The sequence below is a fragment of the Arthrobacter sp. MW3 TE3886 genome, assembly GCF_041262145.1.
Lineage (GTDB): Bacteria > Actinomycetota > Actinomycetes > Actinomycetales > Micrococcaceae > Arthrobacter.
Genome location: NZ_JBGCAN010000001.1, coordinates 3,388,012 through 3,403,895, shown reverse-complemented (window position 1 = coordinate 3,403,895; position 15,884 = coordinate 3,388,012). Strand labels below are relative to the sequence as shown.

General features: G+C 70.2%; 15 protein-coding genes. 11 read left to right on the top strand and 4 right to left on the bottom strand.

Annotation, left to right across the window (positions count from 1 at the left end):
- Positions 1-116: 116 nt before the first annotated feature.
- From ABH915_RS15445 to ABH915_RS15420, 6 genes are all read left to right on the top strand, one after another.
- Entirely contained in the window at positions 117-590 is a 474-nt protein-coding gene (locus ABH915_RS15445) for an Lrp/AsnC family transcriptional regulator (protein WP_370122895.1), read from the top strand.
- Between the two features lie 149 nt (positions 591-739).
- Positions 740-1,456, top strand: a complete 717-nt coding sequence (locus tag ABH915_RS15440) for an NUDIX domain-containing protein (protein WP_026266829.1) — start codon at positions 740-742, stop codon at positions 1,454-1,456.
- Positions 1,453-2,760, top strand: coding sequence for a quinolinate synthase NadA (gene nadA / locus ABH915_RS15435; protein WP_370122892.1), 1,308 nt, complete (start codon positions 1,453-1,455; stop codon positions 2,758-2,760). Before ABH915_RS15440 ends, nadA begins: the two co-directional genes overlap by 4 nt.
- Positions 2,757-4,517, top strand: a complete 1,761-nt coding sequence (locus ABH915_RS15430) for an L-aspartate oxidase (RefSeq protein WP_370122890.1) — start codon at positions 2,757-2,759, stop codon at positions 4,515-4,517. The genes nadA and ABH915_RS15430 overlap by 4 nt, the downstream gene beginning before the upstream one ends.
- 35 nt (positions 4,518-4,552) lie before the next feature.
- Positions 4,553-5,479, top strand: coding sequence for a carboxylating nicotinate-nucleotide diphosphorylase (nadC, locus tag ABH915_RS15425; protein WP_370125020.1), 927 nt, complete (start codon positions 4,553-4,555; stop codon positions 5,477-5,479).
- An 8-nt stretch (positions 5,480-5,487) separates the two neighbouring features.
- Positions 5,488-6,642: a cysteine desulfurase family protein gene (locus ABH915_RS15420; protein ID WP_370122887.1), complete on the top strand. Its 1,155-nt coding sequence runs from the start codon at positions 5,488-5,490 to the stop codon at positions 6,640-6,642.
- A 79-nt stretch (positions 6,643-6,721) separates the two neighbouring features.
- Here ABH915_RS15420 and ABH915_RS15415 read toward each other — a convergent pair whose 3' ends face one another.
- Positions 6,722-7,207: a GtrA family protein gene (locus tag ABH915_RS15415; RefSeq protein WP_370122885.1), complete on the bottom strand. Its 486-nt coding sequence runs from the start codon at positions 7,205-7,207 to the stop codon at positions 6,722-6,724.
- A 4-nt stretch (positions 7,208-7,211) separates the two neighbouring features.
- The gene (locus tag ABH915_RS15410) at positions 7,212-7,886 is read right to left on the bottom strand and encodes a DUF1684 domain-containing protein (protein ID WP_026539579.1); all 675 of its coding nucleotides are present in this window, start codon (positions 7,884-7,886) and stop codon (positions 7,212-7,214) included.
- A 125-nt stretch (positions 7,887-8,011) separates the two neighbouring features.
- Between ABH915_RS15410 and ABH915_RS15405 the strand changes: the two genes are divergently transcribed.
- The 3 genes from ABH915_RS15405 to ABH915_RS15395 all read left to right on the top strand — a co-directional run bounded on the left by ABH915_RS15405 (position 8,012) and on the right by ABH915_RS15395 (position 11,194).
- Positions 8,012-9,454 (top strand): M20/M25/M40 family metallo-hydrolase, encoded by a 1,443-nt coding sequence (locus ABH915_RS15405; protein WP_370122881.1) that lies wholly within the window; start codon positions 8,012-8,014, stop codon positions 9,452-9,454.
- Between the two features lie 30 nt (positions 9,455-9,484).
- Positions 9,485-10,306: a hypothetical protein gene (locus ABH915_RS15400; protein WP_370122878.1), complete on the top strand. Its 822-nt coding sequence runs from the start codon at positions 9,485-9,487 to the stop codon at positions 10,304-10,306.
- An 84-nt stretch (positions 10,307-10,390) separates the two neighbouring features.
- Positions 10,391-11,194 (top strand): transglutaminase family protein, encoded by an 804-nt coding sequence (locus tag ABH915_RS15395; protein ID WP_370122875.1) that lies wholly within the window; start codon positions 10,391-10,393, stop codon positions 11,192-11,194.
- A gap of 51 nt (positions 11,195-11,245) precedes the next feature.
- Here the strand turns inward: ABH915_RS15395 and ABH915_RS15390 are convergent, their stop codons facing one another.
- Both ABH915_RS15390 and ABH915_RS15385 read right to left on the bottom strand, forming a co-directional pair.
- Positions 11,246-11,707 carry a MarR family winged helix-turn-helix transcriptional regulator gene (locus ABH915_RS15390; protein ID WP_370125019.1) on the bottom strand — a complete coding sequence of 154 codons (462 nt, stop codon included), beginning with the start codon at positions 11,705-11,707 and terminating at the stop codon, positions 11,246-11,248.
- Entirely contained in the window at positions 11,707-12,840 is a 1,134-nt protein-coding gene (locus ABH915_RS15385) for an LLM class flavin-dependent oxidoreductase (protein ID WP_370122872.1), read from the bottom strand. The genes ABH915_RS15390 and ABH915_RS15385 overlap by 1 nt, the downstream gene beginning before the upstream one ends.
- 284 nt (positions 12,841-13,124) lie before the next feature.
- Between ABH915_RS15385 and ABH915_RS15380 the strand changes: the two genes are divergently transcribed.
- Together ABH915_RS15380 and ABH915_RS15375 are read left to right on the top strand one after the other, a co-directional pair.
- Positions 13,125-14,552 (top strand): MFS transporter, encoded by a 1,428-nt coding sequence (locus ABH915_RS15380; protein WP_370122869.1) that lies wholly within the window; start codon positions 13,125-13,127, stop codon positions 14,550-14,552.
- A gap of 43 nt (positions 14,553-14,595) precedes the next feature.
- Positions 14,596-15,624, top strand: a complete 1,029-nt coding sequence (locus tag ABH915_RS15375) for a M20/M25/M40 family metallo-hydrolase (protein ID WP_370122866.1) — start codon at positions 14,596-14,598, stop codon at positions 15,622-15,624.
- Positions 15,625-15,884: the final 260 nt, after the last annotated feature.

Genomic DNA, 15,884 nt, shown 5'->3' with positions numbered 1-15,884 from the left:
CCGGCCCCCGGCCGCCGGGGGGCCTCCGCCGTGAGAGCATGGTGGCAGTTTGCTAACTGAATCAGGGCGTCGGCGGCTGTTTGTCCGGCCCGGTCCCGCTTGGGAAGGAAAAATCCATGGATGTTGCCCCGCTTGATGCAAAGATTGTCCGATTTTTCACGGATTCCCCCAGGTCCTCCGTGCTGGAGGCCTCCCGGGTGCTGAAGGTTGCCCGCGCCACGGTGCAGTCGCGCCTGGACCGGATGCAGGACGCCGGCGTGATCGGTTCATGGGTGCCGCAGCCCGATCCGGCGCACTTCGGCTATCCCGTGGTGGCGTTTTGTTCCCTCACGATCAACCAAGACCTCGGCCATGACGCCGTCGTGGAGGCCCTGGCCCGGATCCCCGAGCTGATTGAGATCCACACCGTCTCCGGGAGCTCGGACCTCATGGCCCGGATAGCAGCACGCTCCAATTCGGACCTTCAGCGCGTCCTCGATGCCATGATCGCGACCAGGTCCGTCCTGCGCTCGTCCTCCGTGATCGTGCTCAATACCCACTTCCAGGGCCGCACCCTGCCGCTGCTGGAAGCCGCGGCCGCCGCCAAGTGAGAAGCATGTGACCTGAAACATTTTGCGACCGGGCGGCTCGGCCGTATCATTAGTTCTAGTCACTTTGACTATAACTAATCCGGCGGTCGGGCCGGATCCAGCCGGGCAGTCCATGACGGGACCCGCCCGGGACCCAAGAGGGCGGGTGGATCACCGTTTACACCACAGCAGCCAACGTCTCGGAGCGCCAGACCGCGCCGCCGTCGTTGGCCATCTCCACTGTGATCTTTGCGCTGCGCCCCAGCGAGCGCTCCGGACGGCCCACGCTGTGGATCCCGCTGGTGCGCCGGATCCGCGAACCGTTCAAGGGCCTCTGGGCACTGCCGGGCGGCCCGCTGACACACTCCGAGTCACTCCAGGACGCAGCGTCGCGGAACCTGCGCGAGACCACGGGCCTGGCCCCGAACTACCTCGAGCAGCTCTACGCCTTTGGCGGGCTGCACCGCTCGCCCACCCAGCGCGTCGTCTCGATTGTGTACTGGGCACTCGTCCAGCCCACGGAGGCTGCGCTTGCCGACGAATCGGAGAACGTGCGCTGGTTCCGCGCCGACCGGCTGGGCGAGCTGGCCTTCGACCACAACTCGATCGTCGACTACGCGCTGTGGCGGCTGCGCAACAAGATGGCCTACGGCTCCATCGCCTACCACCTGCTGGGCGAGTACTTCACCCTCGCCCAGGTCCGGGAGGTCTACGAGGCCGTCCTGGACCGCGAACTCGATCCCGCCAACTTCCGCCGGCAGGTCAAGGCCACGCCGGAAATCGAAGAAACCGATCACTATCTGCAGGGCGGCAAGCACCGCCCGCCCCGCCTCTACCGCTTCACCGGCCGCCCAGGCCTCGACCCAGACAACAGGAGCACACCATGAGCAGCGTCAACACGGCAATCCAGCTGATCACGCGCGAGCAGGCCACCACGATGGCACAGGGCGCGGCCGCCTCTACCTGCAGTCCCGCACTGGCCCGCGGGCCCTGGGACTACGACCTCGCCGAGGCCCTCGCCGGCGTGCCCGCCTACGGCCCGGGTGCCTCCTCCACCGACGTCGCGCCGGCCTCCACTCCCCGGCAGGGCCAGCTCCCCGAAGAGTACAAGCTCGCATCCGACGCCGAACTCGACGCCCGGATCCGCGCCGCCAAAGCGGCGCTGGGGGACCGCGCCGTCGTGCTGGGGCACTTCTACCAGCGCGACGAAGTGATCGAATACGCCGACTTCGTGGGCGATTCCTTCCAGCTCGCCAACGCCGCCCTGACCCGGCCGGACGCGGAGGCCATCATCTTCTGCGGCGTGCACTTCATGGCCGAGACGGCGGACATCCTGTCCCGCCCCGACCAGGCCGTGATCCTGCCCAACCTCGCCGCGGGCTGCTCCATGGCGGACATGGCGGACATCGACTCGGTCACCGAGTGCTGGGAACAGCTTGAGGAAGTCTTCGGCACCGAGCCCGACGCCGAGGGCCGGGTCCCGGTCATCCCGGTCACCTACATGAACTCCTCCGCAGCCCTCAAGGGCTTCTGCGGCGAGCACGGCGGGATCGTCTGCACCTCCTCGAACGCCGCGACGGTGCTGGAATGGGCGTTCGAGCGCGGCCAGCGCGTGCTGTTCTTCCCGGACCAGCACCTGGGCCGCAACACCGCCAAGGCCATGGGGGTGCCGCTGGAGCAGATGCCGATGTGGAACCCGCGCAAGGACCTCGGCGGCAACAACGCGGCCACCCTCCTCGATTCCCGGGTGATCCTCTGGCACGGCTTCTGCTCGGTCCACAAGCGCTTCAACGTGGGCCAGATCGAAAAAGCCCGCGCCGAGTTCCCCGGCGTGCAGGTGATCGTGCACCCGGAATGCCCCATGGAGGTGGTCGATGCCGCCGATTCCGCCGGCTCCACCGACTTCATCAAGAAGGCCATCGCCGCGGCCACGGAACCCACCACGTTTGCGATCGGCACCGAGATCAACATGGTGAACCGTCTCGCCGCGGAATACCCGCAGCACACCATCTTCTGCCTGGACCCGGTGATCTGCCCCTGCTCCACGATGTACCGCATCCACCCCGGCTACCTTGCCTGGGTCCTGGAAGTGCTCGTCCGCGGCGAGGTGCTGAACCGCATCACCGTGGACGAGGACGTGGCCGCCCCGGCCAAGGTAGCCCTGGAACGCATGCTGGCGGCGCGGCCGTGACCAGGCGGCTCGTGATTGTCGGCAGCGGGATCGCGGGGCTCTACGCCGCGCTGCTCGCCACCGACGCCGCCACCGAAGGCGGCCGTGACATCGAGGTGGTCCTGCTGAGCAAGGGGACGCTGGAGCAGAGCAACACCTTCTACGCCCAGGGCGGCGTCTCGGCCGTGCTGGCGCCGGAGGATGCCGCCCCCGGGGACTCCGTGGCGGCGCACATCGCGGACACCCTCGCCGCCGGCGCCGGGCTGAACGATGCTGAGGCAGTCCGGGTCCTGTGCACCGAGGCTGTCCGGGACATCGCCGGACTGGGCCGCTACGGCGTGCAGTTCGACGCAGGTCCGGGCGGCGGGCCGGCCCTGGGCCTGGAAGCGGCACATTCGGCGCCGCGCATCCTGCACGCCGGCGGGGACGCGACGGGCGCCTGCATCGCCCGCGGGCTCGTCGCCGCCGTCCTCGAACGCGCCGTCCTGGATCGTGCCGGCCACGGCCGGCTCCGGGTGGAGACCAGCGCGTTCGTCACCGGGCTCCTGACCGAACCGGCGGCCATGACTGAAGAACTGGCTGAAGCACTGCCGGCAGAACTGCCACAGCCCGGCAGCACACCTCCGGCGCCGGCACGGGTCACCGGCGTGGCCTTCCTGGCTGGCGGGCGGCCCCAGAAGTTGGCTGCCGACGCCGTCCTGCTCACCACCGGCGGTGCGGGGCGGCTCTTCGCCCGCACGAGCAACCCCTCCGTCGCCACCGCCGACGGCCTGGCCCTGGCCTGGCGAGCCGGCGCCGCGGTGCGGGACCTCGAGTTCTTCCAGTTCCACCCCACCACGCTTGCCGCCGAGGAGGTCCCCGGCGGGCCGCCGGCCCTGCTCATCTCCGAAGCGGTCCGCGGCGAGGGCGCGGTGCTGCTGGACGCCGCGGGATACCGCTTCATGCCCGACTACCACCCCGACGCCGAACTGGCCCCCCGCGACGTCGTCTCCCGCAGCATCACCCTGCACCTGGCCGCCACCGGGGCCGCGCCGGACAGCCCGGTCTACCTGGACGCCCGCGGCCTCGAGGCAGAGCGGGGCGCGGGCTTCCTGGCCCGGCGGTTCCCGACCATCACGGCGGCCACCCGGGCCGCCGGCTACGACTGGACCACAGAGACCGTACCCGTGTCCCCGGCAGCCCACTACTGGATGGGCGGCGTGTGCACCGACCTGCGGGGCCGCACGTCGGTACCCGGGCTGTATGCCGCCGGCGAGGTGGCCCGCACGGGCGCCCAGGGGGCCAACCGGCTGGCGAGCAACTCGCTGCTGGAGGGCCTCGTGTTCGGCCGCCGTGCGGTCGAGGATTTCCTGCGCGCACCCGTGCCGGCGACGGACTGGCCCGCGCCGGCCGACGGGGACTTCCACCCCGGCAGCCCCGTGACGTCCCCGCCGGCTGAGACTCCCAGGACGGGGGCGACCGGCGCCGCCGGTGCCGTGGAGGTCCCGTTCAGCCGGGCAGCCCTGGGCAGGCTCATGACCGCGGCCGCGGGGGTCACGCGCACGGGCGCCGACCTCGACGCCGCCGCGGCCCAGCTGGCGCAGTGGGGAACCGTCCTTGAAGGCCGCGGCCTGGCCGGGCTGGACCAGGCCGGCCATGAGGACCGGAACCTGCTGCTGGCCGCGGAACTCCTCGTGGCAGCGGCCCGGCAGCGCACGCACTCCATCGGCGCCCACTACCGGGCAGATAACGCCGCCACCCCAGCCTTCACCCATTCCATGCAAAGGATTTCCTCGTGACCACCACTGCCCACGCAACCGCTGCCCCGGAAACCCTGCCCACCAGCGCCGCGGCGCTCGCCGGGAGCCTGCCCGAGGCCGCCGTCCTGGCCGTCCTCCGCGCGGCGCTCCAGGAGGACGCCCCCTACGGGGACATCACCTCCCAGACGCTCATCCCCGCGCAGGCGCGGGCCACCGCGGTGCTCAATGCCCGCGTTCCCGGCGTGCTGAGCGGCGGGGAGGTCTTCGCCGCGGCGATGCAGCTGACCGACCCGGGCGCCGTCGTCGAACTGCTGGTCCACGACGGCGAGGCTTTCGCCGCCGGAACCGCCCTGGCCCGCGTGACCGGAAACGCCAGGGCCGTGCTGCTGGCCGAACGCGTCGCACTGAACCTGGTCCAGCGGATGAGCGCCATCGCCACCAAAACCGCCGAGTTCGTGGCGCTCGTGGACGGCACCGGGGCCCGGATCACGGACACCCGCAAGACGACGCCGGGGCTGCGGGTGCTCGAACGCTACGCCGTGCGCTGCGGCGGCGGCGCCAACCACCGCTTCAGCCTCTCCGACGCCGTCCTGGCCAAGGACAACCACCTGGCCGTCCTCACCGGCGGTGACCCGGCGAAGCTGACCGAGGTGCTGCGCGGCGCCAAGGCCCAGCTGGGCCACACAACCCACTTCGAGGTGGAGGTGGACACCATGGAGCAGATCGAGCCCGTCCTTGCCGCCGGGGTGGACACCATCATGCTGGACAACTTCTCCCTGGCCGAGCTCGCGGCCGGCGTGGGGCTGGTGGGCGGCCGGGCCCGCGTCGAGGCCAGCGGCAACGTCAACCTTGCCACCGTGGCGGACATCGCGGCCACGGGGGTGGACGTCATCTCGATCGGCGCCCTGACACACAGTGTCACGGCCCTGGACCTCGGCCTGGATATTGAGCTGGATGTCGAGCCGGCCCTTGAGTCCGGCGCCGGTCCGGCGGTCGGCTGAGGCGCACCGTGATCTTCCTCGACGCCGCAGCCACCACCCCGGTCCGCCGCGAGGTGCTGGAGGCCATGTGGCCGTACCTCACGGGCGAATTCGGCAACCCGTCAAGCCATCACTTCCTGGGTGAGGCGGCTGCCTCGGCGCTCGCAGGGGCCCGCGCGGCAACCGCCAAGGCCCTCGGCTGCCGGCCCGGGGAAGTCGTCTTCACCTCCGGCGGCACGGAAGCGGACAACCTCGCGGTCAAGGGCATCGCGCTGGCCCGGCGCGCCGCCGATCCGCGCCTGGACCGGGTGGCGATCAGCGCAGTCGAACATCCCGCGGTGGAAGAATCCGCCAGATACCTCGAACGGGTCCACGGCTTCGCCGTCGACGTGATCCCCGTGGACCGCTTCGGGCAGGTGAGCGAGGAGGCCCTCGCCGCCGTGCTGCAGCCCGGGACGGCCCTGGTGAGCATCATGTACGCCAACAACGAGGTCGGCACGGTCCAGCCCATCGCCCGGCTCGCGGCGCTGGCCCGCGCCCACGGGGTGCCGTTCCACACCGATGCCGTCCAGGCCGCCGGCTGGCTGCCGCTGGACACGGGCGCGCTGGGCGTGGACGGGCTGAGCATTTCCGGCCATAAGCTGGGCGCGCCCAAAGGCAGCGGCGCGCTGTTTGTGCGCGGCCGGGTCCGGGTGGAACCGCTGGTCCACGGCGGCGGGCAGGAACGGGGCCGCCGCTCGGGCACCGAAAACGTCGCCGGCGCCGTGGCGCTCGCAACGGCCCTGGCGCTGCCGCGGGAGCCGGCCGGGAGCGTGGCTGCCCTCCGCGACGGGTTCATCGACGCCGTGCTGGCCGGTGTTCCCGGCGCGCAGCTCACCGGCCACCCCACCGAGCGGCTGCCCTCGGTGGCCTCGTTCTGTTTCCCGGGCATCAGCGGCGAGTCCGTGCTGTTGGAACTCGAGCGCCAGGGTGTGGTGTGCTCCAGCGGGTCCGCGTGCGCGGCGGGCTCGGATGCGCCCTCGCCCGTGCTGCTGGCCATGGGCATCGCCCCCGAGATCGCCCAGACGGCGGTACGGTTCAGCTTCGACTCGACCGTGACGGCAGCGCAGTTGCAGGAGGCGGCGGCCGCGGTCCGCACCGCCGTCGCCGGCGTCCGCACCCTCGGCACCCCCTCCACCGGTTGAGCCATCACTAAATGTCCTTAACGGGCACCGATAGCAGCATCAACTGACAGCTCAACCGGGGGTGGGGGCCTGGCCGAAGTCAGCGGTGGCGGGCGCGGCGGAAGATCCAGTGCCGCAGCATCGTGAACCGGACGGCGGTGGCGGCGAAACCGGAGAGGGTGGTGGTCCACAGCTCCTCGGCCACGGTGGCCTCCGGGTTGACCCAGTGCAGGACGGCCAGGCTGCCGCCGGTGATCAGCAGCGCGACGAGGATCACGATCAGGCCGTTGAAGTGGTCCCGCTTCATCCGGCGGCGGTCGGTGATCTTGAACGTCAGGCGCCGGTTGAGGGCGGTATTCATGAACGATGTCAGGATCAGGGCCGCCGCGTTGGCCGGCTGGGCGCCGAGCCAGGGCCGGGAAAGGGCGTACAGGGCCAGGGAGGTCAGGGTGCAGACAATGCCGACGCCGGTGAACCGGATGAGCTGCCGGACCACGGGGTAACGGAGGATTCCGCGGTACCGCCGGGTCTTCGGCCCGCGGACGACGGCGGGGGCAGGGTCAAGCTGTTCGAGCTGGGACTCCATCCGCTCAGTACAGCTCGCCCACGGGGATGTCCACGGCCAGCCGGTTCGCCGGGCCCGCCAACGGACATGCCCAGGCCTCGTTGTAGGCACACGAGGGGTTGTAGGCGAAATTGAAGTCCAGGATGAATTCGGCCTGGGGCCCGGTGCCCCGCACGCCGTGGAAAGCCCCCTTGATGGTGTCCAGGAGGTAGCGTCCCGCGCCGTAGCTGCCGCCGGGCTGGCCCGCGGTGGCGTCACGGAACGGCACGAAGATGCCGCCGCCGTAGCCCCTGAGCTTCCAGACCGCGAGCTGTCCCATCTCGGGCAGGTCGAAGGTGCCCAGCCGCACAAACCGGACCAGGCCGTCGGTCCCGGTCTCCACATTCATCTCCCGCCCGGCGCCCTCGGGGGTCAGCGGGACGTGGAAACGGTAGATCGGATCGTAGTCCGCCGTCTTCAGGCCGCCGAAAGCGGCCTTGGCCTCAGCGGTCAGCGCGGAGGCCGGGTGGGTGCCGAACATGCGGTCCCGCTCCTGGCGCCAGTACGAATGCGCCTCGGCCGGGCTGTCCGCGGCGATCTTCCGCGTCGTGGCGTAGAGGGCAAAGGTCCGCAGCCGCCAGTCCGCGATATCGAGGGCCGACATGCCTGCCACGTCGCCCTGGTCCCCAAAGTGCGTTCCGTCAATGTGCTGTTCGGCCATGCCCCCAGCGTATCCGCTTTCCCGGACCGAAATTTGGGGCCCGAAATTGTGCCCGGGATTCCGGGGACGGACCCGCGCTCCGGATAGCCCGTTCCGGCGGACCCTCCGGCCGTAGACTTTCGCGCATGCGCAACCCCCTGCAGAACGCGGCTGCCGGCATTACCCCCAAGAGCCCCGGCGGCACACCGGACAGCCCCGGGCACGCGCCGGGCGCCGGGCGCGCGGCGGCGTCGCTGGCGGAGCTCGTGACGTACCGGACCGTGTCCTCCCGGGCCGGGGGGACCTCCCAGGCCGGGGCCGGAGGGGAGACAGCCGAGTTCGAGTCCTTCATCGCCGCGCTGCCCCGGTTGTATCCGGGGGTCCATGCCGCCTTGGAACTGGAGCGTGTCAACGGCCACGCCCTCCTGTACCGGTGGCCCGGCAGCGCCGTGGCGGAGGACCCGGCGGCCCGGCACCGGGCGTCGGTGCTGATGGCGCACTACGACGTCGTCCCGGCCGACGACCCGGGGGAGTGGACACACCCGCCGTTCTCCGGCCACAACGACGGCACCTTCCTGTGGGGCCGGGGGACACTGGACGACAAGGGCCAGCTCGTGGCCATCCTGGAGGCGGCCGAGCGCCTGCTGCGGGCGGGGTATGCGCCCGCGCACGACCTCTACTTTTCGTTCGGCAACAACGAGGAGGCGGCCGGCAACAGCGCGGCGGCTGCCGCGGACCTGCTGGCCGGCCGCGGTGTGCTGCCCTGGCTCGTGCTGGACGAGGGCGGCGCCGTCGCGGGCGGAGCCTTCCCGGGGGTGAGCCGGCCGGCCGCCGTCGTCGGCGTGGCCGAAAAGGGAATCCTGGACGTGGAGCTGCTGACCCGGGACCCGGGTGGACACGCCTCCACGCCGCCGCGGATGGGGGCGACGGCGCGGCTGGCCCGCGCCATCACCCGGATCGAGCGCCGCCCGTTCCCGCAGTCGCTGCCGGAGGTGACCGCCGAGATGCTGCGCCGCTTCGGCCCGCACACGCCGCCGCCGCTGCGGGCCGTGTTCGCGAATGTGGCACTGCTCCGGGCGCCGATCATCTGGCTCTTCGGCCGGCTCGGCAGCGAGACCAACGCCATGACCCGAACCACCGTCGCCATCACCACGCTCGAAGGCAGCTCCGGGGCGAACGTCCTCGCCGCCACGGCGAAGGCCAACGCCAACATCAGGGTGGCGGTGGGGGAGACGGTGGAGGGCACCATGGCACTGCTGCGGAGAATCATCCGCGACCCGAAAGTCGAACTGCGCGTCGTGGAGGGCAACGGCCCGTCCCCGGTGTCGCCGTCCTCGGGGGCCCAGTGGGACCTGCTGGCGGACTGCATCGGGCAGGTCTTCCCCGAGGCGATCATCACCCCATACATCATGATGGGCGGCACCGACTCGCGCCGTTTCACCGGGATCTGCGGTGCCGTGTACCGCTTCGCGCCGTTCTTCATGGACGTCCGGGCCCGCGGCTCCATCCACGCCGTTGACGAAAAGATCGGCCTGGAGACGCTGGAGCAGGGCGTCCGGTTCTACGAAACACTGATGCGGGAGCTCTGAGTCATGCGGCGCCCCGGCTACGCTGGCACCATGACTGGGACGGCCCCTTCTTCAGGATCAGGCACCGCAGGAATCCGGAGTGCTGCGCTGCGCACCGGCGCGGCGCTCGCGGTCGCGGCGGCAGCCCTTTCGGGCTGCAGCAGCGACGGCAAGGGGACGCCGGTGTGGACCGCAGGGAGCAGCGCGGCGGACAGCGCGAGTGAGAGTGCGGGGCCCTCTGCCGCCACTGGTCCCGCCCCCTCGGCCAGCGCTACCGCCTCTCCGGGCTCGAGCGCGGCGGCCTGGAAGGTCTTCACCGACCCGGCAAAGACCGTCAGTTTTGAGGTGCCGCAGGACTGGATTGTCCAGTCCGTAGCTCCCGACGCCGGCGCGCTGCCCGGGGCGCTCAAGATCACCGTCAAGGACGCCGACGGCGCCTACCTGGCCACCTTGCAGACAGGCCTGCCCCCGCAGCCTGCCGCGGCCTGCGCGGCCGACGCAGCACGCAACTACGTCGTGGTCAGCAGCGTGCCGGTTGACCTGCCGCACGCCGGCGGCGGGGGAACCATTGACCCGCACGTGGTGTTCCGGGTGATCCAGGGCTACAAGTACTTCGGCTCCTACGGCATCACCAATGTGGTGGGCGGCGACGGCGGGAAGAGTTGCGCGTTGCAGAACGTGGTCCGTGGCCCGGCCGGGAAGGGGGACTATTCATTCGGGGACCTGACCGTGCTCAAAGCGTTGGCCCCGGACCAGAAGGTTGCCCCCGCCAAGGCGTTCGACACTCTCGACCAGGCGGCCAAGTACGTCAACGAGGGGTCCGAATTCGCGAACGTCCAGCGGATGCTAATGTCTCTGAAGATCAAAAACTAGTCCCGCCCGCCCGCACATCCCCGGGCCGTTGACGGCGACTTCCCTTGCACCCACCTCACATCCCACACCCGGAGACAGAGATACATGGAACGCGCCGTAGCCGCCCGCCTGGCCTTCAAGACCGTTGCCGAGACCAAGGTGGCTCTGGCCGTGGCCGTGGCCCGGAACGCCGGGTACGACTCGATCGAAGAGTCGCTCAGGGTGACCGCGGGAGGCGGGGACGTGCCGCTGACCGAACTCTCGGACCACCACGGCGGGCGCTTCCACTACATGGAATTCGCCGAGCCCACCGACGTGCTGGTTGAGTACTCGGCCACCGTCACCGGCTTCGCGCTGCCCGAGGAGCCCGGGCTCATGGAACTGATCCGCTATGTCCGGCCCAGCCGCTACGCGGAGTCGGACCGGCTGCTGCCCACTGCCTATGCCGAATTCGGCGGGCTTCAGGGCGAAGAGCTGCTCCGCGCCGTCCGCGACTGGGTCTTCAACGAACTGCGCTACGTCAGCGGATCCTCGCGGGGCACCGACGGCGCGGTCGAAACCCTGCTGCACCGCCGCGGCGTCTGCCGGGACTTTGCCCACCTCGCCATTGCCCTGCTGCGATCCAAGAACGTCCCGGCCCGGCTGGCCGCCGTCTACGCCCCAGGCCTGACCCCGATGGACTTCCACGCCGTGGCCGAGGCGCACATCAACGGCGCCTGGCACGTCATCGACCCCACGGGGCTGGCGCCGCGGGAGAGCATGCTGCGGATCACGGCGGGGCGCGACTCCTCGGACACCGCCTTCCTGTCCACCGTGGGCGGCAGCCTGTCCCTGAAGGAACTCAGCGTCACCGCCGTCGTCGACGAGCTGCCCCGGGAAGACCCGGCGCAACTGGTCGCCATCCACTAGGCCGGCCCGGCGCGCCGGCGCACGCCCGGCGTACGCTTTCAGCGCACGGTTTCAGCGTACGGAGACCGCGGCGCGGAGCTTCTCGGTCAGCCGCAGCAGCTCCTGCTGTTCGGCGGCGGAGAGGGCCGGGCCCACAAGCGCGGCAATGTCGCGCACGTGTTCCCGGCCGATCTGCTTCTGCAGGTCCCGTCCGGCATCGGTGAGCCGGATGAGGATTCCGCGGCCGTCCTCCGGGGCCGGTGTCCGTTCAACGAGCCCTCGCTTGTCGAGCCGCTCCACCAGCCGGCTCAGGCTGGACTGGCTCAGCAGCACATTGTCGTTGAGCTCGTTCAGGCGCAGCCACCCGGAGGGGCAGCGGGAGAGCGTGAACAGGACGTCGTACTCATTGAGCGCCAGGGCTTTGAACGCCGGCGCCGCCTGCAGCTTGCGCATCACCGCCACCTGGGCCCGGAACAGGGATTCCCAGGTTTCCGCGGCCAGGCGTACCGGCGATTCTGTGGCCTTGGCGGGCATCATGACCCCTGGACGGTGGTCTCTGACGCGGCGGCCGCGGCGGCATCGGTGGGCCCCGCTGCCAGCGCGGCGGCCACCCGGCCGGCGTGCGTCGGCGGTTCGGGCACGTGTGCCGGCTTGAGCGCGGCATATTCCTTGCGCAGCACCGGCAGCACTTCCTCGCCGAACAGATCCAGCTGTTCCAGGACGGTCTTCAGCGGCAGGCCCGCGTGGTCGATCAGGAAGAGCTGGCGCTGGTAGTCGCCGAAGTACTCCCGGAACGTCAGGGTCTTTTCGATCACTTCCTGCGGGCTGCCGACGGTCAACGGGGTCTGGGACGTGAAGTCCTCCAGCGAGGGGCCGTGGCCGTAGACCGGGGCGTTGTCGAAGTAGGGGCGGAACTCCTTGACGGCGTCCTGGGAGTTCTTCCGCATGAAGAACTGGCCGCCGAGGCCCACAATCGCCTGGTCCGCCTTGCCGTGGCCGTAGTGCTCGTAGCGTTCGCGGTAGAGGCCGATCAGCTGCTGGTAGTGCTCCTTGGGCCAGAAGATGTTGTTGGCGAAGAAGCCGTCACCGTAATACGCCGCCACTTCGGCGATCTGCGGCGTGCGGATCGAGCCGTGCCACACGAAGGGGGCGACGCCGTCGAGCGGGCGGGGGGTGGAGGTGAAGTTCTGCAGCGGCGTGCGGTGCTTGCCGGACCAGTTGACGGTGTCCTCGTCCCACAGGCGGCGCAGCAGGGAGTAGTTCTCGATCGCGAGTTCGATCCCGTCCTGGATGTTCTTGCCGAACCAGGGGTAGACGGGGGCGGTGTTGCCGCGGCCCAGGACCAGGTCCACGCGTCCGTCCGCGAGGTGCTGGAGCATCGCGAAGTCCTCGGCGATCTTCACGGGGTCGTTGGTGGTGATCAGGGTCGTGGCCGTGGACAGGATGATGCGCTCGGTCTGGGCCGCGATGTACGCCAGTGTGGTGGTGGGGGAGGACGAGAAGAACGGCCGGTTATGGTGCTCGCCGATGGCATAGACATCCATGCCGATCTCTTCGACCTTCTTGGCGATCGCCACGGACGCCTTGATCCGCTCGTGCTCCGTCGGGGTGCGCCCCGTCGTGGGGTCGGTGGTGATGTCGCTGACGCTGAATACGCCGATCTGCATGGTGTGCCTTTCCGTGGCCGGGGTGGATCCGGGAGCTGGTTCTACTATAGCCGATATACATGCGTTTGCATCTATCGACCGGTATAACGCCCGCCACGGACGAATATTCCCGCACGTTCCGGCCGGGTTTTCCGCCCCCCCCCCCCGTCTTCCCGGCCGCGTTGCCGGCCGTGTTCCCGCCTTCGGAGCTGGTGCGGGCCTAGGATGCAATCAACCGGCTGGCCGCGAGGTGCCCGCCCTCCCGGAAGGCCGCCATGCGCCGTGTTGTCGCTTTTCTGTGTCTGGTGGAGCTCACCAGCGGAATCCTGCAGGGCTATTACACGCCCATCCTCACCGATATCGCCCGGCACCTGGGAATCCACGACGCCGACGTCAACTGGTTCGAGGCTGCGCAGCTCATGGTCAGCGCCCTCGCCGTGCCGGTGCTGGCCAAGCTGGGGGACATGTACGGGCACAAGAAGATCCTGCTGGTTTCCACGCTGGTCACCGCTGCGGCCTCCTGGGGCGTCGCGCTCGCCCCGGACTTCTGGACCTTCCTGGCCGCGTGGTCGTTCCAGGGTTTCTACGTGGTCTGGCTGCCCCTGGAAATTGCCCTGATCTTCAGCCGCGTCCATCAGCTGCCCGACGGCGCCGCCCGCACCCGGCGCGCAGCCGGCGTCCTCGTCGGGGCGCTGGAGGCCGGTGTCATCGCCGGAGCGCTCGCCGCCGGGGCGCTCGTGGAAGTGTTTGCGGGCCAGCTGCAGCTGGTGCTCCTGGTCCCTGCGGTGGCCGTGTCCGCATGCTGGTTCGCCGTCCGGTATGGCGTGCCGGAGTCGCGTGGGCGCAGCGGCGGACGCGTGGACACCCGCGGCTTCACGCTCCTCGCCCTCGGACTGCTGCTCATCACGTCGGGACTGACTTTCATGCGCCTCAATGGAGCCGGCGCGTGGTGGCCGTGGGCGCTGGTGGGAGCCGGAATTCTGGTGTTCATTCCGTTCGCGCGGTACGAGCTGCGCGAGGCCGATCCGCTCGTGGACATCCGGATGCTGCGGGGCAAGTCCATGTGGCCCGTCCAGCTGACCGCAGCGCTTTTTGGCGTCTCGGTCCTGGGCGCGCAGGCCCCGCTGTCCACCTTCGCCCGGACCGACCCCGCGCTGCACGGCTACGGTCTCGGGCTGCGCGCCGGGCAAGTCTCCATCATCATCGGCGTCTATGTGCTGGCGCTGCTGGTGGGCGCCCTGCTGTATCCGGTCGTGACCCGCCGGCTCACCCCGCGCTGGACCCTCGTGGGCGCCGCCACGCTCGTGGGCCTGGGCTACCTGCTGTTCCTGCCGTTCCATGGCAGTCTCACCCAGGCGCTGGTCAACATGGCGATCGCCGGTGTCGGCTCCGGGGCCCTCGTGGCGGCGCTTCCTTCGGCGGCCGCGGCGGCGGCGCCCCTCAACCGGACCGCGATGGCCACGGGCCTGACCAACACCACCAAGACCATCGGCGGGGCCTTCGCGTCCGCAGTGTTCGGCATCGCCCTGCTCAGCCACGTCCTGGCCGAGGCCGGGGCCGGCGCGGGGGACGCCGGTCAGACCGCGGCGCCGCTCGCCGGCTACCTCACGGTATGGACCATCTGCGGGGTCACCGGGCTTGCCGCGGCCGCCGCGCTGGTGATGGTGCCCCGCCTGGCCTTCTCCGACCCGGCGGCCGTGGCCGCCGCACCGCTCGGGGCCGGCTCGCACTAGCGGTACCCTTCCTCCTCAGCGACTGAGCAAGTATGTTCTTAGCGTGACGGGTACGCGGAGGTACGAGTGGGGGCGGGCGGCGGCCGCGGCCGTCCTGGTGGCAACCAGCTTCGTGCTTTCGGGATGTTCCGCGTCGCGGCTGGCACCGGCCAGTACGGTGGATGCGCGTGCGGTGCTGGCGGCGTTCAAGTCCCGGGACATGGTGGGGCACCTGCAGGCGCTGCAGCGGGTGGCCGATGCCAACGGCGGGAACCGGGCCTCGGGCACCTCGGGGTATGAGGAATCGGCCCGCTACGTTGAGGAGCAGCTGCGCGCGGCCGGGTATGCGCCGGTGCGGCAAAGCTTCACGTTCAAGGAGGACGGCCGGCGCGGCAAAACGGTGGAGTCCTTCAACATCCTGGCCGACACCGGGGGCAGTGCCGAGCACACCGTGGTGGTGGGCGCGCATCTGGACTCCGTGCAGGAGGGCCCGGGCATTGATGACAACGGCAGCGGGGTCGCGGCGGTCCTGGAGACCGCGCGGTGGATGAAGGAGGCCGGGATCACGCCGGCCAACCGGGTCCGGTTCGCGTTCTGGGGCGGCGAGGAGGACGGCCTGTACGGGTCCCAGCACTACGTCGACGAGCTCAGCGCCACCGAGATCGGCCAGACCGCGGCGAACCTGAACGTGGACATGGTGGCCTCGCCCAACGGGGTCCGCTCGGTCCATGACGGGGACGGGACGGATTTCGGCGACGCCGGCCCGGCCGGGTCCAAGGCGATCGAGGACATCTTCTTCCGCTACTTCCAGGAGAACGCGCTGCCGGCCGAGACCACGCCCTTTGACGGCGGGTCCGACTACGACGCCTTCCTCTCGGCCGGCATTCCCGGCGGCGGGCTGTTCACCGGCGATGAGAAGAGGAAGACCCAGGCCCAGGCCCAGACCTATGGCGGGGAGGCCGGCAAGGACCTCGATCCCTGCTACCACGAGGCCTGCGACACCATCGCCAACACCAACCTGGAACTGCTCACCGAAATGTCCGGCGCCCTGGCCTACGGCACCCTGGCCTACGCGATGGCCAAGACCGGCTAAACACCCCGCTACGCCGTCCCGTTCGCCGAGGATGTCGGATGTCCACGGCGCCGGCGCCTATGTCCACCGGCTGCCCGGCGGCCGGCCTTTTTCCAAGTACCCCGCGGCGGCAAACGGCGCGGGACCCGCGCCGGATCGGGTAGTTAATCAGCCATTTGAGGGGAAAAGACAGGTACCCGCTACTCAGGTGCTGAGAGTTTGCTGAGATTACGATAAGAAACGGATAAGCATTTGGGCAGGCGCCTATGATCTGCCCAGTC